The organism is Rubrivivax gelatinosus IL144 (assembly GCF_000284255.1).
GTDB classification, from domain to species: Bacteria; Pseudomonadota; Gammaproteobacteria; order Burkholderiales; family Burkholderiaceae_C; genus Rubrivivax; species Rubrivivax gelatinosus_A.
Window position 1 is genome coordinate 4,483,362 of record NC_017075.1, and the last position, 20,034, is coordinate 4,503,395.

At 72.5% G+C, this 20,034-nt stretch carries 25 protein-coding genes; 4 read left to right on the forward strand and 21 right to left on the reverse strand.

Annotated features, from left to right (window positions below; all coding sequences use genetic code 11):
- Positions 1-14 precede the first annotated feature (14 nt).
- From RGE_RS20355 to RGE_RS20375, 5 genes are read right to left on the reverse strand one after another with little or no spacing between them, the layout of a single operon-like run.
- Entirely contained in the window at positions 15-626 is a 612-nt protein-coding gene (locus RGE_RS20355) for an SCO family protein (protein WP_014430362.1), read from the reverse strand.
- A complete protein-coding gene (gene cyoE / locus RGE_RS20360; RefSeq protein WP_014430363.1) occupies positions 602-1,519 on the reverse strand; it encodes a heme o synthase in 918 nt (305 codons plus the stop codon). The genes RGE_RS20355 and cyoE overlap by 25 nt, the downstream gene beginning before the upstream one ends.
- Positions 1,520-1,536: 17 nt before the next feature.
- Positions 1,537-2,658, reverse strand: coding sequence for a COX15/CtaA family protein (locus tag RGE_RS20365; protein ID WP_014430364.1), 1,122 nt, complete (start codon positions 2,656-2,658; stop codon positions 1,537-1,539).
- Between the two features lie 2 nt (positions 2,659-2,660).
- A complete protein-coding gene (locus tag RGE_RS20370) occupies positions 2,661-3,227 on the reverse strand; it encodes a thioredoxin domain-containing protein (RefSeq protein ID WP_014430365.1) in 567 nt (188 codons plus the stop codon).
- 37 nt (positions 3,228-3,264) lie between these two features.
- A complete protein-coding gene (locus tag RGE_RS20375; protein WP_043784336.1) occupies positions 3,265-3,963 on the reverse strand; it encodes an SURF1 family protein in 699 nt (232 codons plus the stop codon).
- A gap of 42 nt (positions 3,964-4,005) precedes the next feature.
- Here RGE_RS20375 and RGE_RS20380 point away from each other — a divergent pair, with 42 nt between their 5' ends.
- Positions 4,006-4,212, forward strand: coding sequence for a DUF2909 domain-containing protein (locus RGE_RS20380; protein ID WP_014430367.1), 207 nt, complete (start codon positions 4,006-4,008; stop codon positions 4,210-4,212).
- A gap of 11 nt (positions 4,213-4,223) precedes the next feature.
- Here RGE_RS20380 and RGE_RS20385 read toward each other — a convergent pair whose 3' ends face one another.
- The 7 genes from RGE_RS20385 to RGE_RS20410 are packed head-to-tail and all read right to left on the reverse strand — an operon-like array spanning position 4,224 to position 9,849.
- A complete protein-coding gene (locus RGE_RS20385; RefSeq protein WP_014430368.1) occupies positions 4,224-5,102 on the reverse strand; it encodes a cytochrome c oxidase subunit 3 in 879 nt (292 codons plus the stop codon).
- Between the two features lie 21 nt (positions 5,103-5,123).
- Positions 5,124-5,336 (reverse strand): DUF2970 domain-containing protein, encoded by a 213-nt coding sequence (locus RGE_RS20390; protein WP_014430369.1) that lies wholly within the window; start codon positions 5,334-5,336, stop codon positions 5,124-5,126.
- Positions 5,333-5,908 (reverse strand): cytochrome c oxidase assembly protein, encoded by a 576-nt coding sequence (locus RGE_RS20395; RefSeq protein ID WP_014430370.1) that lies wholly within the window; start codon positions 5,906-5,908, stop codon positions 5,333-5,335. Before RGE_RS20395 ends, RGE_RS20390 begins: the two co-directional genes overlap by 4 nt.
- Positions 5,905-6,027: a cytochrome oxidase small assembly protein gene (locus tag RGE_RS24765; protein ID WP_231384589.1), complete on the reverse strand. Its 123-nt coding sequence runs from the start codon at positions 6,025-6,027 to the stop codon at positions 5,905-5,907. The genes RGE_RS20395 and RGE_RS24765 overlap by 4 nt, the downstream gene beginning before the upstream one ends.
- 11 nt (positions 6,028-6,038) lie before the next feature.
- Positions 6,039-7,682, reverse strand: a complete 1,644-nt coding sequence (ctaD, locus tag RGE_RS20400; RefSeq protein ID WP_014430371.1) for a cytochrome c oxidase subunit I — start codon at positions 7,680-7,682, stop codon at positions 6,039-6,041.
- 28 nt (positions 7,683-7,710) lie between these two features.
- Positions 7,711-8,922, reverse strand: coding sequence for a cytochrome c oxidase subunit II (gene coxB, locus RGE_RS20405; protein WP_014430372.1), 1,212 nt, complete (start codon positions 8,920-8,922; stop codon positions 7,711-7,713).
- A 15-nt stretch (positions 8,923-8,937) separates the two neighbouring features.
- Positions 8,938-9,849, reverse strand: coding sequence for a methyltransferase domain-containing protein (locus tag RGE_RS20410; RefSeq protein WP_014430373.1), 912 nt, complete (start codon positions 9,847-9,849; stop codon positions 8,938-8,940).
- Positions 9,850-9,869: 20 nt separating this feature from the next.
- On the opposite strand from RGE_RS20410, the gene RGE_RS20415 reads away from it, so the two are divergent.
- Both RGE_RS20415 and trmL read left to right on the forward strand, forming a co-directional pair.
- Positions 9,870-10,556: a ComF family protein gene (locus RGE_RS20415; protein WP_014430374.1), complete on the forward strand. Its 687-nt coding sequence runs from the start codon at positions 9,870-9,872 to the stop codon at positions 10,554-10,556.
- A gap of 14 nt (positions 10,557-10,570) precedes the next feature.
- Positions 10,571-11,041 (forward strand): tRNA (uridine(34)/cytosine(34)/5-carboxymethylaminomethyluridine(34)-2'-O)-methyltransferase TrmL, encoded by a 471-nt coding sequence (trmL, locus tag RGE_RS20420; protein ID WP_014430375.1) that lies wholly within the window; start codon positions 10,571-10,573, stop codon positions 11,039-11,041.
- Between the two features lie 152 nt (positions 11,042-11,193).
- Here the strand turns inward: trmL and RGE_RS20425 are convergent, their stop codons facing one another.
- The 4 genes from RGE_RS20425 to RGE_RS20440 form a co-directional block, all read right to left on the reverse strand.
- The gene (locus RGE_RS20425; protein WP_014430376.1) at positions 11,194-12,174 is read right to left on the reverse strand and encodes an NAD(P)H-dependent glycerol-3-phosphate dehydrogenase; all 981 of its coding nucleotides are present in this window, start codon (positions 12,172-12,174) and stop codon (positions 11,194-11,196) included.
- Between the two features lie 46 nt (positions 12,175-12,220).
- Positions 12,221-12,691: a protein-export chaperone SecB gene (gene secB / locus RGE_RS20430; RefSeq protein ID WP_014430377.1), complete on the reverse strand. Its 471-nt coding sequence runs from the start codon at positions 12,689-12,691 to the stop codon at positions 12,221-12,223.
- Positions 12,692-12,783: 92 nt separating this feature from the next.
- Entirely contained in the window at positions 12,784-13,041 is a 258-nt protein-coding gene (gene grxC / locus RGE_RS20435; RefSeq protein WP_014430378.1) for a glutaredoxin 3, read from the reverse strand.
- A gap of 96 nt (positions 13,042-13,137) precedes the next feature.
- Positions 13,138-13,749, reverse strand: a complete 612-nt coding sequence (locus RGE_RS20440; protein WP_014430379.1) for a rhodanese-like domain-containing protein — start codon at positions 13,747-13,749, stop codon at positions 13,138-13,140.
- A 49-nt stretch (positions 13,750-13,798) separates the two neighbouring features.
- Here RGE_RS20440 and gpmA point away from each other — a divergent pair, with 49 nt between their 5' ends.
- Entirely contained in the window at positions 13,799-14,542 is a 744-nt protein-coding gene (gpmA, locus tag RGE_RS20445; RefSeq protein ID WP_014430380.1) for a 2,3-diphosphoglycerate-dependent phosphoglycerate mutase, read from the forward strand.
- Positions 14,543-14,588: 46 nt separating this feature from the next.
- Here the strand turns inward: gpmA and RGE_RS20450 are convergent, their stop codons facing one another.
- Genes RGE_RS20450 through RGE_RS20470 form a run of 5 tightly spaced genes read right to left on the reverse strand, consistent with a single transcriptional unit; the run spans position 14,589 to position 20,013 of the window.
- A complete protein-coding gene (locus RGE_RS20450; RefSeq protein ID WP_014430381.1) occupies positions 14,589-15,458 on the reverse strand; it encodes a ribose-phosphate diphosphokinase in 870 nt (289 codons plus the stop codon).
- Positions 15,455-16,978: a thymidine phosphorylase family protein gene (locus RGE_RS20455; RefSeq protein ID WP_014430382.1), complete on the reverse strand. Its 1,524-nt coding sequence runs from the start codon at positions 16,976-16,978 to the stop codon at positions 15,455-15,457. Before RGE_RS20455 ends, RGE_RS20450 begins: the two co-directional genes overlap by 4 nt.
- A 28-nt stretch (positions 16,979-17,006) precedes the next feature.
- A complete protein-coding gene (locus RGE_RS20460) occupies positions 17,007-17,744 on the reverse strand; it encodes a lysophospholipid acyltransferase family protein (RefSeq protein WP_014430383.1) in 738 nt (245 codons plus the stop codon).
- Positions 17,741-19,045: a dihydroorotase gene (locus RGE_RS20465; protein WP_014430384.1), complete on the reverse strand. Its 1,305-nt coding sequence runs from the start codon at positions 19,043-19,045 to the stop codon at positions 17,741-17,743. Before RGE_RS20465 ends, RGE_RS20460 begins: the two co-directional genes overlap by 4 nt.
- A gap of 5 nt (positions 19,046-19,050) precedes the next feature.
- Entirely contained in the window at positions 19,051-20,013 is a 963-nt protein-coding gene (locus tag RGE_RS20470; protein ID WP_014430385.1) for an aspartate carbamoyltransferase catalytic subunit, read from the reverse strand.
- Positions 20,014-20,034 lie beyond the last annotated feature (21 nt).

The window sequence follows — 20,034 nt, forward strand, 5'->3', positions numbered from 1 at the left end:
GGCCCGCGTCGTTTTCAGGCGGCCTTCTCGTCGAGCAGGATCTTCAGGTCGTGCTTGAGCTTGTCCAGGCCGGCGCCATAGCGCGTGAACAGCCGCACCCGGCCCTGGGCGTCGAAGACGTAGGAGCCGGCGGTGTGGTCGATCGTGTAGCTGGTCGGCGTCTGGCCGGCGACCTTGTTGTAGAAGACCTTGAACTGCTTGGCCGTGGCCTTGGTCTCGTCGGGCGTGCCGCGCAAGGCGACGAAGCTCGGGTCGAAGTTGGCGACGTAAGCCTTCAGGATCTCCGGCGTGTCGCGCTCGGGGTCGACGCTGACGAACACGCCCTGGATGCGCTCGCCGTCGGCGCCCAGCTGGCGCTTGACCTCGGCGAGCTCGACCATCGTCGTCGGACAGACGTCGGGGCACTGGGTGTAGCCGAAGAAGACCACCGTCACCTTGCCGCGGAAGTCCTGCAGGCTGCGCCGGCGGCCTTCGGCGTCGGGCAGGTTCAGCTCCCGCGCGTAGTCGGCGCCGGTGATGTCGACGCCCTCGAAACCGGCGCGCGGCGGGCTGTTGCCGCGCTCGCAGGCGGCCAGCGTGAGCGCCGCGGCGGCGGCAAGGATCAGACGACGGGAGAAGACAGCCATGGCCAGAGGTAGTGGTCGATCAGCAGGGCCGCGAACAGCAGCGACAGGTGCCAGATCGAGAAGCGGAAGGTCTGCCGCGCGAGCGCGTCGCCCCCTTCGCGCCACAGCCGCCAGGCCAGCACGACGAAGCGTGCACCGAGGACGACCGCGGCTGCGAGATAGATCCCGCCGCTCGACCGGGAGGTGAAGGGTAGCAGCGTCGCGGCGAACAGGGCGATCGTGTAGAGCAGGATCTGCAGCCGCGTGTAGGCGCTGCCGTGCGTCACCGGCAGCATCGGCAGGCCGGCGCGGCGGTAGTCCTCGACGCGGTACAGCGCCAGCGCCCAGAAGTGCGGCGGCGTCCACAGGAAGATGACGAGGAACAGCGCGACCGCCGGCGCGCCGATCTCGCCGGTCATCGCCGCCCAGCCCAGCACCGGCGGCATCGCGCCGGCGGCGCCGCCGATGACGATGTTCTGCGGCGTGCGCGGCTTGAGCACGACGGTGTAGACGATCGCGTAGCCGACGAAGGTGGCCAGCGTCAGCAGCGCCGTCAGCGCGTTCACCCACGCCAGCAGGATGGCGCAGCCCAGCGTGCACAGCGCCACGGCGAAGACCAGCGTCTCGCCCGGCGCGAGTTCGCCGCGTGCGCTGGGCCGCCAGGCGGTGCGCGCCATGCGTCGGTCGATCTCGCGTTCGACCAGGCAGTTGAAGGCCCCGGCCGCGCCGGCGACCAGCCAGATGCCCAGCGTCGCCGCCAGCAGGCGCGGCAGCTCGGGCCAGCCGGGCTGGGCCAGCAGCATGCCGATCAGCGCGCAGAAGACGACCAGCTGCACGACCCGCGGCTTGGTCAGCTGGACGAACTGCGCCGGCTTGGACGGCAGCACGAACGGGGCGGCGGCGATGCGGGCCATGGTGGTCTCCTCGGGAGTCAGGCGGCGGCGGGCCGCGGCTGCGTCTGGGCACGCGGTGCACCCACCGGCGCCGCCAGGGCGACGACGGTGGCCAGCAGCACGACCAGCGCGGCCGCGCCCGCCGAATGCGCCAGCGCGGCCGCCAGCGGCCAGCCGAGCACGACGTTGGACAGGCCGCTGGCCAGCTGCGCCAGCAGCAGCGCCGCCAGCGTGAGGCCGAAACGCTGCCAACCCGGCGAGCGCCACAGCCGCCAGGCCAGCACGGCGAGCGCCAAGGCGGCGACCAGCGCGAACAGCCGATGCGCCATGTGGATCGCGACCAGCGCCTCGAAGGGCAGCAGCGCACCGTCGCTGCCGTGGCCGAGCTCGCGCCAGATCCCGAAGCCGGCCGCGGCGTCCATCGCCGGCCAGGCCTCGCCGTTGCAGGACGGAAAACCGGTGCAGGCGAGCACCGCGTAATTGCTGCTGACCCAGCCGCCCAGCGCGGCCTGCAGCATCAGCACGGCGAAGCCGGCGAGCGCCAACGGCCGCAGCCCCGATGGCGCCGACGGCCGCGCCGCGCGCCACGACGCCTGCTGCCAGGCCAGCAGCCCCAGCAGCCCCAGGCCGCCGAGCAGGTGCAGCGTGACGACGGCCGGGAACAGCTTAAGCGTCACCGTGTACTTGCCCAGCAGGCCCTGGGCCAGCACCCAGGCCAGCGTCGCCAGCGCCCAGCCGGCGCCGTGCGGCAACGTGCGCCGGGCGCGCACGCTGGCCACCGCGAGCACCAGCACCAGCGCGCTGACGGTCATCGCCAGGTAGCGGTGGATCATCTCGACCCAGGCCTTGGACCAGGTCACCGGCCCCGAAGGCAGCGCCTGCTGCGCCGCGGCGATGTGATCGGCGGCGCCGACCGGGCTGGCGTGGCCGTAGCAGCCCGGCCAGTCGGGGCAGCCGAGACCGGAGTCCGACAGCCGCGTGAAGGAACCGAAGAGGACGAGGTCGAAGGCGAGGACCAGCGTCAGCGTGGTCAGGGCCGCGATCCGTGCCGGCGGCGCCGTGCCACGCGTGCGCCACAGCAGCCAACCCAGCGGCAGCGCCGCCAGCAGCGCGGCCAGCGCCAGCAGGCGGCCCAGGGGGGCGAGGTCGACGGCGGCCATCGTCAGCGCCCCGGGCGGTCCCAGGAGGCCGAGGCACGAAGCAGGCGCTCGAGGTCCCGGCGCGCGAGCGACGGGTCGGCGCCGGCCGGCAGGCGCATCATCTCGCGGCCCATCGGGTCGACGATCAGCAGCGCGTCCTCGGCCTCGGCCGGCCCGAGCCAGCGCGCCAGCGCCGCGGCGTCGGCACGCAGCAGCGTCACCGCCGGCGCGGCCTCGACGGCGGCCTGCAGCGCTGGCGCCGGCCGGCCGGCGTCGGGCAGCAGCCAGAGCTTGTCGACGCGGTCGCGCTCGCGGCCGAGCATCTCGCGCAGCTGGCGCTGCAGGAACAGCCGCCGCTCGCAGGCCTCGCCGCAACTCGACGGCGCGACGACCAGCAGCAGCCACTGCCCGCGCAGCGAAGCCGGCGCCACCGGCCTGCCTTCCAGGCCGGCCAGCGACAGGTCGGCCGGCAGCTCGCGCGGTGGCTGCACCAGCATGCCGGCGCGCGGCGCGCCCGCCGGCCGGACGACATAGAACGCCAGATACGAGGCCAGCACCGGCGCGGCGCAGACCGCGGCGACGGCCAGCATCGTCAGCCGCCGGCGAAGCACCAGGCCGGGCGGCGGCTCAGCGTGGCCGGCGGGCACGGAAGACCAGGATTCCGACATACAAGACGAGCGCCAGCGCGGCGAAGAGGAACCATTGGCCGGCGTAGACCCGGTGGCGCGAGACGTCGGCGCTGGGCTGCGGCATCACGCGGCGCAGGCCGTCGACCGGCGTCTGCGGGCCGTCGAGCTGCACCAGCGACAGCGGGCGCAGAGGCACGCCAATCTCGGCGCTCCAGGCGCCCAGGTCCAGGTTCTGACGGATCGCCGCGCCCGGGGCGTCGGCGCCGAAGGCGAACAGCCGCGACGGCGGCGGCGCCAGCTGCCCGGCCACCTGCACCGGCACGGCCGGCAGCAGTGGCGCGGCGATGCGGCTGCGATCGGACGCGTCGCGCGGCAGCCAGCCTCGCTGCACCGCCACCGCGCTGCCGTCGGCCAGCACCAGCGGGGTGACGAGCACGAAACCCGGCCGGCCGTCGACCTGGCGGTTGTCCAGCGCGACGGTGCGATCGGCCAGCCAGCGGCCGGCGAGCGTGACGCGGCGGTAGTGCTGCGCCGCCGCCTCGGGCGTGGCGGCCAGGGCCGCCGCCGGCAGCGGCGGCAGCGCCGCGCGTTCGGCGACCTCGGCGCGCAGCGCCAACTTGGCGGCGGCACGGTCGAGCTGCCAGAAGCCCAGGCGCACGCACAGCGCGGCGAACACCACCGTCACGATCAGCCACAACCCCGCGCCCCGGCGGGCCGGGCGGCGCGCTACGCTGGGGCGATGAAGTTCGCCATCCTCGCCCTGCTCGCTGCGGTCGTCGGCGCGCTGGCCGCCGCCGGCGTCGCGCTGCTCGGCGGCCGCGACGCCGCCACCCGCGACCGCCGCATGGCGCGCGCGCTGGCTTGGCGCATCGGGCTGTCGATCGCGCTCTTCCTCGGCGTGCTGCTGGCCTGGCAGCTCGGCTGGATCGCGCCGAACGCCGTCTGACAGCGCCGTGCTCACAGCCAGTACACCAACAGGTACAGGCCCAGCCAGACGACGTCGACGAAGTGCCAGTACCAGGCTGCGCCCTGGAAGCCGAAATGGCGCTCGGGCGTGAAGTGCCCGGCCTTCAGCCGCAGCGTGATCGAGCCCAGCATCAGCAGCCCGAGGAACACGTGGAAGCCGTGGAAGCCGGTGAGCATGAAGAAGGTCGAGCCGAAGATGCCCGAGTTCAGCTTCAGGTTCAGCTCGGTGTAGGCGTGGTGGTACTCGGTGGCCTGGACGCCGAGGAAGACCAGGCCGAGCACGATCGTCGCGGCCATCCAGCGGATCGTCGCGCCGCGTTCGCCGGCCAGCAGCCGGTGGTGGGCGACGGTGATCGTCAGCCCCGAACTCAGCAGCAGCGCGGTGTTCAGCGTCGGCAGCGGCCAGGGGCCGATGATCCCGAAGGGCTCGACGACGCCGGCCGGTGAAGCCGTGAGCCCCGGCGCCTCGCTGGGCCACAGCGGCTTGAAGTCGGGCCACAGCAGCTGGTGGTCCAGGCTGCCCAGCGAAGGCAGCGAGATCATGCGCGCGTACAGCAGCGCGCCGAAGAACGCGGCGAAGAACATCAGCTCCGAGAAGATGAACCAGGCCATGCCCCAGCGGTAGGAGCCGCCGACCTGCTCGGAATAGAGCCCGGACTCGCTCTCGCGCGCCGCCTGGCGGAACCAGTGGAACAGCACCCACAGCCAGACCGCGATGCCGGCCGCGGTGACCCAGGGCGCCCAGCGCGCGCCGTTGACCCACTGCGAGGCGCCGAGCATCACCAGCAGCATGCCGGCCGCCACCTGCACCGGAAAGCTCGACGGCGACGGGACGAAGTACGCGGACCGGGCGGGCGGATGGGCGGACATGCGGACTCCTCGTGTGGCGGTTCAGGCGGCGACGCCGCTGTCGACGACCCAGGTGGCCAGCAGCAGCAGCGCGGCGACCAGCGCGACCGCCGCGGCGATGCCGACGGCGATCACCAGCGCCGGGTTCAGGTGGCGCAGGTCCTCCTCGTGCGCGGCGCCGCGGCGCACGCCGAAGAAGGACCAGGCGACGGCCCGCAGCGTGCGGGCCAGCGGCAGGCGGCGCGGCGCATTCACGTGCCGCCCCCGGGCGCCGGCGGCGTGCGCCCGCCGACTTCGAAGAAGGTGTAGGACAGCGTGATCGTCGTCACCTCGCGCGGCAGCTTGGGGTCGACGACGAAAACCACCGGCCAGCTGCGTTCCTCGCCCGGCTGCAGCGTCCATTGGCTGAAGCAGAAGCACTCGAGCTTGCCGAAGTGCGCCGCCGCGACCTGCGGGGCGTAGCTCGGGATCGCCTGCGCGGTCATCGCCACCGGCTGGCGGTTGCGGAACACGTAGTCCACCCGCGCCAGCTCGCCGGGGTGCACGCTCAGCGTGCGCTTCTCGGGCCGGAACTCCCAGGGCCCGCGCGCGTTGGCGTCGAACTCGATGACGACGCTGCGGCTGGTGTCGACCTGGGTGTTGGCCGCCGGCGCCGCGGCGCCGCCGGTGTTGAGTTCGGCGCGCGCCAGCACGTTGATGCCCAGCGCCTCGCAGATCGCGCGGTACATCGGCACCAGCGCGTAGCCGAAGCCGAACATCGCCGCGGCGACGACGGCGAGCTTGGCGAACAGCCGCCGGTTGTCGGCCAGCAGCGCCCGCGCCGTCACCAGCGCCCCCAGCTCATGCGCAGCACGAAGGCCAGCCCGAAAGCCAGCGCCAGCGCCGCCAGCCACAGCCCCAGGCGCCGGTTGGCGCGCCGGCGCGCTTCGTGCTCGTCGAGCGCCATCGTCGCGGCCCTCAGCGCAGGATGCGCGTGGCGCTGGCGTCCAGCCGCGGCGGCGTCTCGAAGCTGTGCCACGGCGCCGGCGACGGGATCTCCCACTCCAGGCCCTCGGCGCCGTCCCAGGGCCGGGCCGCCGCCGGCTCGCCCTTGCCGCGCATCATCGGCAGCACGACGAAGACGAAGAAGTAGACCTGCATGATCCCGAAGCCGAAGGCGCCGATCGTCGACAGCGCGTTGAAGTCGGCGAACTGCACCGGGTAGTCGGCGTAGCGCCGCGGCATGCCGGCCAGCCCGAGGAAGTGCATCGGGAAGAAGGCGACGTTGAAGAACACCAGCGACAGCCAGAAGTGCACCTTGCCGTGGAACTCCGAGTACATGCGCCCGGTCCACTTCGGCCCCCAGAAATAGACCCCGGCGAAGATCGCGTACAGCGAGCCGGCGACGAGCACGTAGTGGAAGTGCGCGACGACGTAGTAGGTGTCCTGCAGCTGGATGTCGATCGGCGCCATCGACAGGATCAGCCCGGTGAAGCCGCCGATCGTGAAGACGAAGAGGAAGCCGATGGCCCAGAGCATCGGCGTCTCGAAGCTCATCGAGCCCTTCCACATCGTCGCCGTCCAGTTGAAGATCTTCACGCCGGTCGGCACCGCGATCAGCATCGTCGCGTACATGAAGAACAGCTGGCCGGTGACCGGCATGCCCGTCGTGTACATGTGGTGCGCCCAGACGATGAACGACAGGATCGCGATCGAGGCCGTGGCGTAGACCATCGAGGTGTAGCCGAACAGCTTCTTGCGTGCGAAGGCCGGCAGGATGTGACTGATGATCCCGAAGGCCGGCAGGATCATGATGTAGACCTCGGGGTGGCCGAAGAACCAGAAGATGTGCTGGTACATCACCGGGTCGCCGCCGCCCGCGGGGTTGAAGAAGCTGGTGCCGAAGTGGCGGTCGGTCAGCGTCATCGTCACCGCGCCGGCCAGCACCGGCATCACCGCGATCAGCAGGTAGGCGGTGATCAGCCAGGTCCAGCAGAACAGCGGCATCTTCATCAGCGTCATGCCGGGTGCGCGCAGGTTCAGCACCGTGACGACGATGTTGATCGAGCCCATGATCGAACTCGCGCCCATCAGGTGGATCGCGAAGATCGCCGCGTCCATGCTGGGGCCCATCTGCAGCGTCAGCGGCGCGTACAGCGTCCAGCCGGTAGCCGGCGCGCCGCCGGGCATGAAGAACGAGCCGACGAGCAGCAGCGCCGCCGGGATCAGCAGCCAGAAGCTGAGGTTGTTCATGCGCGCGAACGCCATGTCCGACGCGCCGATCTGCATCGGGATCAGCCAGTTCGCGAAGCCGACGAAGGCCGGCATGATGGCCCCGAAGACCATGATCAGCCCGTGCATCGTCGTCAGCTGGTTGAACAGCTCGGGGTTGAAGAACTGCAGCCCGGGCTGGAACAGCTCGCTGCGGATCGCCAGCGCCAGCACGCCGCCGGTGATCAGCATCGCGAAGCTGAACAGCAGGTACATCGTGCCGATGTCCTTGTGGTTGGTGGCGTAGAGCCAGCGCCGCCAGCCCTGCGGCACGCCGTGGGCGTGCTCGTGCTGCGCGCCATGTGCTGGTCCGTGCGCGGGGCCGACCGGCGGCTCGAGGACAACGCTCATTCGGGGCTCCTGCCGCCTGCGGGCGGCGTCAAGGACGGGCCTGCGCGACCTGCGCGGGCTGCACCAGCACGCCGGTCTGGTTGCTCCAGGCGTTCTTCGTGAAGGTGATGACGGCGGCGATCTCGGTGTCCGACAGCGCCTTCCACGACGGCATCGCGCCGTTGGCCGCGCCGTGCAGCACGATGTCGATCTGGCGCGCCGGGTCGTCGCGCACGATGGCGCTGCCGTCCAACGGCTTGACCGGCCCGCCGCCCTTGCCGTCGGGGCGGTGGCAAGCGGCGCAGGTCGAGGCGTAGACCTGCTGGCCGCGCGCGACGAGTTCGTCCAGCGTCCAGATGCGGGTCGGGTCGTCAGCCGCGGCGGCCATCTCGCGCTTCTTGGCCTGCACCCAGGCGGCGTAGTCCGCGGCGCCGAGCACCTTCACGTGGATCGGCATGTACGCGTGCTCCTTGCCGCAGAGCTCGACGCACTGGCCGTAGAAGTCGCCGGTGCGCTCGGCGCGGAACCAGGTGTCGCGCACGAAGCCGGGGATCGCGTCCTGCTTGACGCCCAGCGCCGGCACGCCCCAGGCGTGGATCACGTCGTTGGCCGTCGTGACGATGCGCACCTTGCGCTGCACCGGCACGACCAGCGGGTTGTCGACGCGCAGCAGGTAGTCGTTGCCCTCGGGCCGGCCGGCGTCGGACATCTGGCGCTGGCGAACGTCCAGCGTCGACAGGAAGGCGATGCCCTCGCCTTCACCCTGCAGGTAGTCGTAGCCCCACTTCCACTGGTAGCCGGTGGCCTTGATCGTCAGGTCGGCGTTGGTCGTGTCCTTCATCGCCACGACGGTGCGCGTGGCCAGCGCGCCCATCAGGATGATGATCAGGAAGGGCACGACGGTCCACGCGATCTCGACCGTGACGCTCTCGTGGAAGTTGGCCGCCTTGTGGCCCAGCGACTTGCGGTGCTTCAGGATGGACCAGAACATCACCCCGAAGACGCCGACGAAGATCACCAGGCAGATGACCATCACGACGTTGTGCAGCGAGTACTGCTCCATCGCGATGCGGGTGGCCGCGGGCTGCAGGTTGAGCTGGCGCACGCCGGGGCCGCCGGCGAGGTCCTCGACGGCCCGGGCCGCCCCCGCCGACAGCAGCAGCACGGCGGCCAGCGCCTGCGCCAGGCGCGGCCGGGCGGTAAATCCTTCTGCTGTTTCGTTCGCGCTCGCCTGGATGTCGTTCAAATCGCTGGACTCCATCAGGCTCGCGCGTCGCTAGCCGGGAGCTCTCCGGCCGGCGCGAACCATGCTTCGCAGGTCGTCGAGCGGCACCGCGGTCTGCGGTGCGACACGCGGCCGCGGCGGGGGCCGGAAGGCGTGTCCGAAGACGATCTCGAACGCGAGTGCCGGGCGACCGCCGGGAGCCGCGTCGGCCGCGAGCGCCGCCTCGAGCCGCCGGCGCCAGCGTGGCGTCCGCAGCCCGGGGTGACGCGACACGTCGACGTTGCCGCCCAGGGTTCTCAGCTCGGCAATCGCCGCTCCCGCGTCAGGCCATGTCAGCGTGATGGTTTCCTGGTCCATCACCGGGTCGGCGAAACCGGCCTCGACCAGCATGTCGCCGAGGTCGTGCATGTCGACGAAAGGCGCGAAGGGCGCCGTCCAACCCTGCTCGGCGTAGAGCGCGCTCAGCCGCTCCATGGTGCCCGGGCCCAGCGTCGAGAACATCAGGAAGCCGTCGACCGCCAGCGCCCGGTGCCAGCGCGCCATCGTGGCCTGCGGGTCGGCGACGCCATGCAGCATCATGTTCGCCCAGACCAGCTCGGCGCCGCCCGGCGCGAGTTCGGCCTCGGCCTCGACCTGCGGCGCACGCGCGCCGCTCCAGCGCCGCGGCGACCACCACGGTGTCGCCGCCGGTGCCGGCGTCGCCTCGGCTTCGACGGCGACGATCTCGGCCGACGGATACGCCGCGGCCAGCACGCTGCGGCTGGCGCCGGTGCCGGCCCACCAGTCGAGCACACGCGAGGGCTGCTTGCGGATCACCACCAGGCGGTCGGCCATGCGGCGCGCGACCTCGCCGTGCAGCCAGGGCGGCTCGTCGGCGGCACGCAGGCGGCGCAGCACACGAGCCAACGCCGCCTCGTCGAGCGGTCGGCGCGTGGAGCGCGCGGCGGCGTCGGTCTCGGGCATGCGGCCAGTATATTGAGACCATGCTCCCGGCCGCCTGGCTCGCCCGCTTGCCCGGACAGTGCGAGGTCTGCCGCAGCGCCACCCGCGCGGCGCTGTGCGCCGACTGTGTCGCACGCTTCGCCGCGCCGCGGCCACGCTGCCGCCGCTGCGCGCTGCCGCTGGCCGCCGGCGATGTCTGCGGCGAATGCCGCCAGCGGCCGCCGCCCTTCGAACACACGGCCTGTGCCGCCGACTACGGCTTCCCCTGGGACGGTCTGGTCGCGGCGCTGAAGTTCCACGGCCGCGTCGAACTCGCCGCCGCGCTGGCGCCGCTGGTCGCCGACGCCGCGGCGGCGCTGCCGGCGCCGGATGTCGTCGTGCCGGTGCCGCTGTCGGCCAAGCGGCTGGCCGAGCGTGGCTACAACCAGGCCTGGGAGATCGCCCGGCGTTGCGCCCGGCTGCGCGGCGTGCCGGCGCGAGCCGACCTGCTGGAGCGCCTGCTGGACACGCCGCCGCAGGCCGAACTGGGCCGCGCCGAACGCCTGGCCAACCTGCGCGCCGCCTTCCACGTGCCGCCGGCGGCGCGCGCCCTGCTCGCCGGCCGCCGCGTCGCGCTCGTCGACGACGTCGCGACCACCGGCACGACGCTGCGCGAAGCCGCCGCCGCCTTGCGCCAGGCCGGCGCCGCGGCGGTCGACGCCTGTATCCTGGCGCGCACGCCGGACTGAGTTATGGTCGGCCGATGTTCGACATCGTGCTCGTCCACCCCGAAATCCCGCCGAACACCGGCAACGTCATCCGCCTGGCGGCCAACACCGGCTGCCGGCTGCACCTCGTCGAACCGCTGGGTTATTCGATGGACGACAAGCAGCTGCGCCGCGCCGGGCTGGACTACCACGAGTACGCACCGGTGCGCCGCCACGCGTCCTGGGACGCGCTGCTGGAGAGCGAGCGCCCCGACCCTGCGCGCATGTTCGCGTTCACGACACGCGGCTCGCACCCGTTGGCCGAGCAGCGCTGGCAAGCCGGCGACTGGCTGGTCTTCGGCGCCGAGAGCGCCGGCCTGCCGGCCGAGCTGCTGGCACGGTTCCCCGATTCGCAGCGCGTGCGCCTGCCGATGCGCGCCGGCCAGCGCAGCCTGAACCTCAGCAACGCGGTGGCCGTCGCGGTCTTCGACGCCTGGCGCCAGAACGGATACGACGGCGCCGCATAGCCGTCCGCGCAGGCCGCGGCGGACCCGCAGCGCATCGGACGTCATACAAACTGGAGCCTCCCTCACGGAGGGAGGCTGGAGGGTGCGCTCGAACGAGCTGGAGCACCCTCTCGGAGGGGGCTCGGGGGAGCCGTGTGGTCAACAGCCGAAGGCTACTCGGCCTTCGACTGGCGGCCCATCAGCCGCCGCAGCGCGGTCTCGGGCGAAACACGGCCTTCGAGCACCTCGACGACGGCTTCGGTGATCGGCATCTCGACGCCCAGCGCACGCGCGCGCTGCAGCACCGTGGCAGCGCTGTAGACGCCTTCGGAGACGTGGCCGAGCTCGGCCAGGATGTCGGGCAGCGCCTTGCCGGCGGCCAGCGCCAGGCCGACCTTGCGGTTGCGTGACAGGTCGCCGGTGGCGGTGAGCACCAGGTCGCCCAGCCCCGACAGGCCCATGAAAGTGGCCGCCTGGCCGCCCAGCGCGACGCCCAGCCGCGTCATCTCGGCCAGCCCGCGCGTGACCAGCGCGGCGCGGGCGTTGAGCCCGGTGGCGGCCAGGCCGTCGCCGATGCCGGTGGCGATCGCGAGCACGTTCTTCACCGCGCCGCCGACCTCGACGCCGACGATGTCGCGCGCCGTGTAGACGCGCAGGCTCTCGCTGTGGAAGGCCTCGACGGCGGCCGCGGCCAGGGCGTCGGACTCGCTGGCGGCGACCAGCGCCGTCGGCTGGCCACGCAGCACCTCGAGCGCGAAGCTCGGGCCCGACAGCACGCCGCCGGCGGCGCCGGGGCGCAGTTCGCGCGCGATCTCGTGGCCGAGCAGGCCGGTGCCGCTCTCGAAACCTTTGCAGGCCCAGAGCGCCGGGCGCTCGTCGGGCAGCGAGCCCAGGTGTTCGCGCAGCCCGGCCATCGGCGTCGCGACGACCAGCAGGCCGCCTTCGCAGTGGGCGAGCGCGGCGTCGCGGTCGGCGCTGACGCGCAGGCCGGCGGGCAGCGGCTCGTCGCCGAGGTAGCGGGTGTTGCGGCCGGTGGCCGCGATCTCGGCGGCCTGGGCGGCGTCACGGGTCCACAGCAGGACCTCGTGGCGCGGCGCGGCCGCGGCGGCGAGCGCCGTGCCCCAGGCACCGGCGCCGAGGACGGCGATCTTCATCGTGTCGGCAGCGCGGGGCGGGGCCGCGAAGGCCCCGCGAAGGCGATCAGTTCGCCGAGGTGATGATCGGCGAGCCGCCGTTGGCCTGGGCGGCCTCGGCCTGCATGCGGGCCTCGAACATGGCCTGGAAGTTGACCTCGTTCAGCAGGATCGGCGGGAAGCCGGCGCGCGTGCAGACGTCCGAGACGATGGCGCGCAGGTAGGGGTAGACCATCTGCGGGCAGACGATGCTCAGGATGCCCTGCATCTGGTCTTCCGGGATGTTGCGGATCTCGAAGATGCCGGCCTGCTTGGCCTCGACGAGGAACAGCGTCTTGTCGGCGACCTTGGTCGTGACGGTGGCGGTGACGGTGACCTCGAAGATGCCGTCGGCGACGACCTCGGCGGCCATCGCGAGATTGATCTCGACCGCCGGCTGCTGCTGCTCGAGCAGGATCTGCGGCGAGTTCGGCTGCTCCAGCGACAGGTCCTTCAGGTACATGCGCTGGATCTGGAAAACGGGGGTCGCGTCGGCCATGGTGGTTCCGTGTTGGGAGGTGGCCGCCCGGGTTCGGGCGGCAGCGGCCGGCGATTATGGACCACCCCACCGGGGCCTCCGCCCCGGGTGCGTCAGCCCGCGAGCAGGGGGGCGAGGCCGCCGCGCTGGTCCAGCGCGACGAGGTCGTCGCAGCCGCCGACGTGGGTCTCGCCGATGAAGATCTGCGGCACGGTGCGGCGTCCGGTGAGCGCAATCATCGCGTCGCGCTGCTTCGGGTCCTGGTCGACGCGGATCTCTTCGATCGCCGCGACGCCGCGCTGCTTGAGCAGCGCCTTGGCGCGCAGGCAGTAGGGGCAGACCTGGGTCGTGTACATCCGGACGGGGCTCATGCACTTTCCTCGCCCGCACGAAGACAGCAGGCTCGGAGCGAATTGTCCGGCGTATGACAAGACCCAGAAGCGCGCGGGGCGTGCCGCGCGCCGGGCTCAGGCGCCCTTGGGTTCCTGCGGCGGGGTCTGCGGCTCGACCGCCGGGACCTCGGCCACGGTCGGTGCCGGCTCGGCCACCGGGGTGACCGGAGCCACCGGAGCGGCCGGCGCCTCGGCTGCCGGCGCCGGCAGCGGCTTGGCTTCCGCCTTGGCGGCCCTGGCCTTCTTCTCGGTCTTTTCAGCGTTCTCGGGCTTGTCGCCCTTGGCGCCGCTTTCCATCGGCAGGTTGGCTTCGCGCCAGGCGGCGTTGCCGCCGGCCACCGCGACGGCCTTCTCGTAACCCGCCTTCTGCAGCTGCGCCGCGGCGCGGCCGGCACGCGCGCCCGAGGCGCACAGCAGCACGATCGGCAGCGTCTTGTTGCCCGGCAGGCCCTTGGCGTCGGCCAGCGTGGCGAGCGGGATGTTGCGCGCGCCGACGGCGTGGCCCTTCTCGTACTCGGCCGGCTCGCAGACGTCGATCAGCACGCCCTTCTCGCGGTTGATGAGTCGCACCGCCTCGGCAGGCGGCACACCGCGGCCGGCGCCGCCTTGGATCGTCTGCCACACGAGCAGGCCGCCCGAGAGGGCAGCCATGAAGACGAGCATCCAGTTTTCGATGAGGAAGTTCAAGGCGTCGGGATCAAAGGCGGCAGAGGGCGCGAATTATAGAATTCGGCCCATGCACAAGCTCGTCCTGATCCGTCACGGGGAATCCACCTGGAACCTCGAGAACCGCTTCACCGGCTGGACCGACGTCCCGCTGACCGAAACCGGCGTCGCCCAGGCGCGCGAAGCGGGCCGTCTGCTGAAGGCCGCCGGCTACGAGTTCGACGTCGCCTACACCTCGGTGCTGAAGCGTGCCATCTGGACGCTCTGGCACTGCCTGGACGAGATGGAGCGCACCTGGCTGCCGGTCGTCAAGGACTGGCGCCTGAACGAACGCCACTACGGCGCGCTGCAAGGCCTGAACAAGGGCGACATGGCCAAGCAGTACGGTGACCAGCAGGTGCTGATCTGGCGCCGCAGCTACGACACGCCGCCGCCGGTGCTCGACGCCGCCGACCCGCGTGGCCAGCGCCAGGACCCGCGTTACGCCAAGCTGGCGCCCGAGCAGGTGCCGCTGACCGAGTGCCTGAAGGACACCGTCGCGCGCGTGCTGCCCTGCTGGAACGAGGTGCTGGCCCCGGCGATCAAGAGCGGCCAGCGCCTGGTCATCGCCGCGCACGGCAACAGCATCCGCGCGCTGGTGAAGTATCTGGACGGCATCAGCGACGCCGACATCGTCGGCCTGAACATCCCCAACGGCATCCCGCTGGTCTACGAGCTCGACGACGAGCTGAAGCCGATCCGCAGCTACTACCTCGGCGACCCCGAGGCCGCGGCCAAGGCCGCCGCCGCGGTGGCGAGCCAGGGCAAGGCCTGAGCCGCCCTCCCCGACTGACGAAACGCCGGCCTCGCGCCGGCGTTTTTCATTGCAGCGCCCGCGCCAGCAGCGGCACCACCGAGACGGCGTTGCTCTCGTGCGCGACGCAGTCGCTGCTCCAGACCTGGCGCACGCCGGCGCCACGCAGCTCGGCCAGGGCGTCGCCGACGAAGAGCGCGTGCGTGACGGCGACGTCGACGCTGGCCGCGCCGCGCGCCAGCAGCCCGCGGGTCGCGGCCTGCAGCGTGCGCCCGGTGCTGGCGACGTCGTCGAGCAGCACGACGGCACGCCCGGCGACCTCGGCCGCCGGCAGCGCGACGTCGACGTCGCGGTCGCCGTGGCGCTGCTTCAGGCAGACCGCGTGCTCCAGCCCGGCGGCCTCGGCGGCCACCGTCACCCACTGCTCGGATTCGGCGTCGGGGCCGACCAGCAGCGCGCCGGGCACACGTTCGGCGGCCAGCCGGCCGAGCAGCGGCGCGGCGCCCAGCGCGACGCCGCGCCGCCCGGGAACGACCTCGGCCATCGACGCGACACGGTGCAGATGGGGGTCGACGGTGACCACGGCGTCGAACCAGGCGGCCAGCGCGCGCCCCAGGTGGCGCTGGCTGACGACCTCGCCCGGCGTGAACGCGATGTCCTGGCGCATGTAGCCCAGATAGGGCGCGACCAGCGTCAGCTCGGCGGCACCGAGTTCGCGCGCGCCGCCGGCCACCAGCAGCAGCTCGGCCAGGCGTTCGTTGGGCCGCTGCAGCCCGCGCAGCAGCGCGACGCGTGACGGCAGCGCCGGTGGCAGCCGCAGCCGCGACTCGCCGTCGGGGAAGACGTGGCGATCGACCACCGCCAGCGGCCAGCCCAGTGCCGCGGCCAGCGGCCGCGCCAGCGCCAGTTCGTCGTCGAAAGCGAGCAGCAGGCTCATCGTGCGCCTCCGGTGATGGCATAGGCGCTGTCGTGCAGCGCTTCGCGGCGTGCGAAGCCGAGGTCGGCGGCGACGCAGGCGTGGATTCGGTACAGCGGCTCGCCGCGCCGCACCGCGTCGCCGAGCTTGACGAACAGGTCCAGCCCGGCGCCGGCCATCTGCGGCGCACCCGACAGCCCGGCGATGCGCGCCAGGCGCAGGTTGTCGATGCCGGCGACGACGCCGTCGGCCGGCGCCGGCACGTCGAAGACCAGCGGCCCCGGCGGCGGCGGCTCGGCGCGCCGGCCCTGGGCGTCGACGATGGCCTCCAGCCGCGCCAGCGCGCGGCCCGAGTCGAGGATCTGCGTGGCGATGCGCTCGCCGTCGCCGCCGCGCACCGCGGGGTCGAACTCGATCATGCGGCCGGCCAGGCGGATCGCCTTGGCACGCAGGTCCTGCGGCGCCTGCGGGTCGTGGCGCAGCACCTGCATCACGTCGCGCGCTTCGAGCACCGGGCCGATGCCGCGGCCGACCGGCTGGCGGCCGTCGGTCAGCACCACCTCCAGCGTCAGCCCCAGGCGCTCGGCGACGAACTCGAAGACCCGCTTCAGGCGCTGCGCCGCGGCCTCGGAATGCACCTTGGCCGTCGGCCCGACCGGGATGTCGAGCACCAGATGCGTCGAGCCGGCGGCGATCTTCTTGGACAGGATGGAGGCGATCATCTGCCCCGGCGAGTCGATCGCCAGCGGGCGCTCGACGGCGATCAGCACGTCGTCGGCCGGCGACAGCGCCGCCGTGCCGCCCCAGGCCAGGCAGCCGTTGACGGCATGCACGATCTGCTTGAGCCGCTCGGGCGCGAGTTCGACCTCGGCCAGCACCTCCATCGTGTCGGCGGTGCCGGCCGGCGAGGTGATCGCGCGCGACGAGGTCTTGGGGCACAGCAGGCCGTGCTCGGCGACGATGGGCACGACCAGCATCGACGTGCGGTTGCCCGGCACGCCGCCGATGCAGTGCTTGTCGACGATCGGCCGGCCGCCACCGCTGCCGTTCCAGTCCAGGCGCCGGCCGGCGGCGATCATCGCCTCGGTCAGGTGCAGCACCTCCTCGCGGTCGAGCTCGTACTGCTGCGTCGCGACGACGAAGGCGGCGAGTTCGACCTTGGTGTAGCGCTCGGCGGCGATGTCGGCGACGACGGCGTGCAGGTCCTCGCGCCCCAGGCGCTCGCCGGCGATCTTGCGCCGCAGCGCGGCGTGCGACGGCGGCGGCGCGGCGTGTTCGATCGAGACGGCGTCGCCGTCGGCGGCACCCAGGCGCGCGAAAGCCTGTTCGCTCAGGCCGAGCTGCAGCGGTTCGAGCAGGTGCGCGTCGTCGACGACGTTGAGCACCGCGGCGATGCTCTGGCCGCCGGCGGCGATCGTCACCTTGGACAGGGCCTGGAAACCGGCGGCGCGCACCACCGGGCAGTCGCGGTGCAGGAAGGCGACGTTCTCGCGCCAGGTGTCGATGCCGAGACGGCGTACGGCGAGGGTCGGACGGTTCATCGCAGGCACGCTCGCTCGCGCGAGGCGTTCAGCTGGGCAGCGCGCTGGCGATCTGTTCACGCACCCGCGCCGCCAGCGCGCGACGGTCGGCGTGGGCACTGGCTTCGGGCGGCAGCACCGTCAGGTGCAGCACCAGCCCTCGGGCCCGGGCGAGTTTCCAGACATTGGCGGCCAGCGTCTCGGCGCCGACCCAGGTGGCCGACGGACTGATCGCATGGCCGGGTTCGGCATAACGCAGCGCCACCGCCTGCACCGGCGTGCCGGTGGCCACCGCCGCCTGCAGCAGGTTGGCGTGGAAAGGCAGCAGCTCGCGGCCGTCGCCGGTCGTGCCTTCGGGGAAGACGGCGACCGTGTCACCGGCCTGCAGCGCCTCGGCCATGCGGTGCACGACGCGCAGCGCGTCGCGTTTGCTCTCGCGCTCCAGGTACAGCGTGCCGGCGGCGTCGACCAGGCGGTTGGCCACCGGCCAGTGGCGCACGTCGGCCTTGGAGACGAAACGCGCCTCGGGGCAGACCGAGTGGATCGCCATGATGTCCAGCCACGACAGGTGGTTGGCGACGATCAGCTTGGCGCCGGGGCGGAACTCGCCCTGCACGCGCAGCTCGATGCCCAGGCAGCGCAGCATCGCCGAGGCCCACCAGCGCGTCAGCCGGTGGCGCCCCGCGGCGTCGCGCCGCGGGAAGATCCACAACACCATCGCGACGCCGCGCAAGCCATGCAGCAGCACGGCGGTCACGCGCCAGGGAGCGCGCAGCACGGCGCTCAAGCGGCCTCGTAGGCGACCGTGCCCGCCACCAGCGTCGCGCGCACCCGGCCGGGCAAGGCCATGCCGGTGGACGCGAAGCTGAACGGCGTGTGTTTGCCCTGGCTGGCCAGCATCGCCGGCGCGACCTGCCATTCGGCCTCGGGGTCGAAGATGCAGACGTCGGCGACGCCGCCTTCGACCAGCCGGCCGGCGCTCGAGACCAGCGAGCCGACGGCCTCGCCGAGCACACGCACCGGCGATTGCGTCACCGGCGCCAGCGCCTGGGCCAGCGTCAGGCCGTGGTCGCGGCCCCAGCGCAGCGCCAGGCTCAGCAGCAGCTCCAGCCCGGTGGCGCCCGGCTCGGCTTCGCCGAAGGGCAGGTTCTTCATGTCCTCGGCGACCGGGTTGTGGTCGGACACCAGCGCGTCGATCGTGCCGTCGGCCAGCGCGGCGCGCAGCGCGTCGCGGTCGGCGCCCTGGCGCAGCGGCGGCGTCAGCCGCATGTCGGCGTTGAAGAAGCCGATATCGACGTCGGTCAGGTGCAGCGAGTTGATGCTGACGTCGGCCGTGACCGGCAGGCCCTCGGCCTTGGCGGCACGCACGAGCTTGACGCCGGCGGCGCTGGACAGCCGACACAGGTGCACGCGGCAGCCGGTGACGCGCACCAGCTCGAGGATGGTCTGCAGCGCCACCGTCTCGGCGGCCACCGGCACGCCCGACAGACCCATGCGCGTGGCCACCGCGCCCGAGGCGGCGACGCCCTTGCCCAGCCAGCCGTCCTGCGGCCGCAGCCAGACCGTGTAGCCGAAGGTCGCGGCGTACTGCATCGCGCGCAGCAGCACCTGGGTGTCCTTGATCGACACGTCGACGTGCGAGAAGCCGACGCAGCCGGCTTCGGTGAGCTCGGCCATCTCGACCAGCGTCGTGCCTTCGAGCCGGCGGGTCAGCGCGCCCAGCGGGAAGAGCCGGCAGCGGCTCAGCTTGCGGGCGCGGAACTTCAGCATCTCGACGAGACCGGGCTCGTCGAGCACCGGGTCGGTGTCGGGCAGGCAGACCAGGCTGGTGACGCCGCCGGCAGCGGCCGCCGCCAGCTCGCTCTCGAGCATGCCTTCGTGTTCCTGGCCGGGCTCGCGCAGGCGCGCGGCGAGGTCGACGAGGCCGGGCGCGACGACCAGGCCGCTGGCGTCGATCGTGCGGTCGGCCTGGAAGTCGCCGACCGAGCCGAGGCCGACGATGCGGCCGGAGGCGATCGCGAGGTCGGCCGTCTCGTCGCGGCCGGTGGCCGGGTCGACGACGCGGCCGTTGCGGATGAGGATCTTCATGGGGTTCAGGCCTGGTTGCCGGCGATCGTCGACATCACCGCCATGCGCACCGCGATGCCGAAGGTCACCTGCGGCAGGATGACGCTGTGCGTGCCGTCGGCGACCGAGGACTCGATCTCGACGCCGCGGTTGATCGGGCCCGGGTGCATGACGATGCAGTCGGGCTTGGCCAGCGCCAGCTTCTCCGGCGTCAGGCCGTAGTTCTTGAAGTACTCGCCGGCCGAGGGCAGCAGCGCGCCGCTCATGCGCTCGTTCTGCAGGCGCAGCATGATGATCACGTCGGCGTCGCGGATGCCTTCGGCCATGTCGTGGCAGACGCGCACGCCCATGCCGGCCAGGTCGCCCGGCACGAGGGTCTTGGGGCCGACGGCGCGGATCTCGGGCACGCCGAGGATGTTCAGCGCGTGGATGTCCGAGCGCGCCACGCGCGAGTGCACGATGTCGCCGACGATGGCCACCGTCAGCTGCGTGAAGTCGCGCTTGTAGTGGCGGATCGTGTACATGTCGAGCAGCCCCTGCGTCGGGTGCGCGTGGCGGCCGTCGCCGGCGTTGACCACGTGCACGTGCGGCGCGCAGTGCTGGGCGATCAGGTAGGGCGCGCCGCTCTCGCTGTGGCGCACGACGAACATGTCGGCATGCATCGCCGACAGGTTGGCGATCGTGTCCAGCAGGCTCTCGCCCTTGGCGGTGCTGCTCTTGTTGATGTCCAGGTTGATGACGTCGGCCGACAGCCGCGTCGCGGCGATCTCGAAGGTCGTGCGGGTGCGCGTGCTGTTCTCGAAGAACAGGTTGAACACGCTTTTGCCGCGCAGCAGCGGCACCTTCTTGACCTCGCGGTCGTTGACCGACAGGAAGGTGCCGGCGGTGTCCAGGATCTGCGTCAGCACCGCACGCGGCAGGCCTTCGATGGACAGCAGGTGGATCAGCTCGCCGTGGCGGTTGAGCTGGGGGTTGCGGCGCGAGAGCATCAGCGGGCCTCCCGCTGCGGA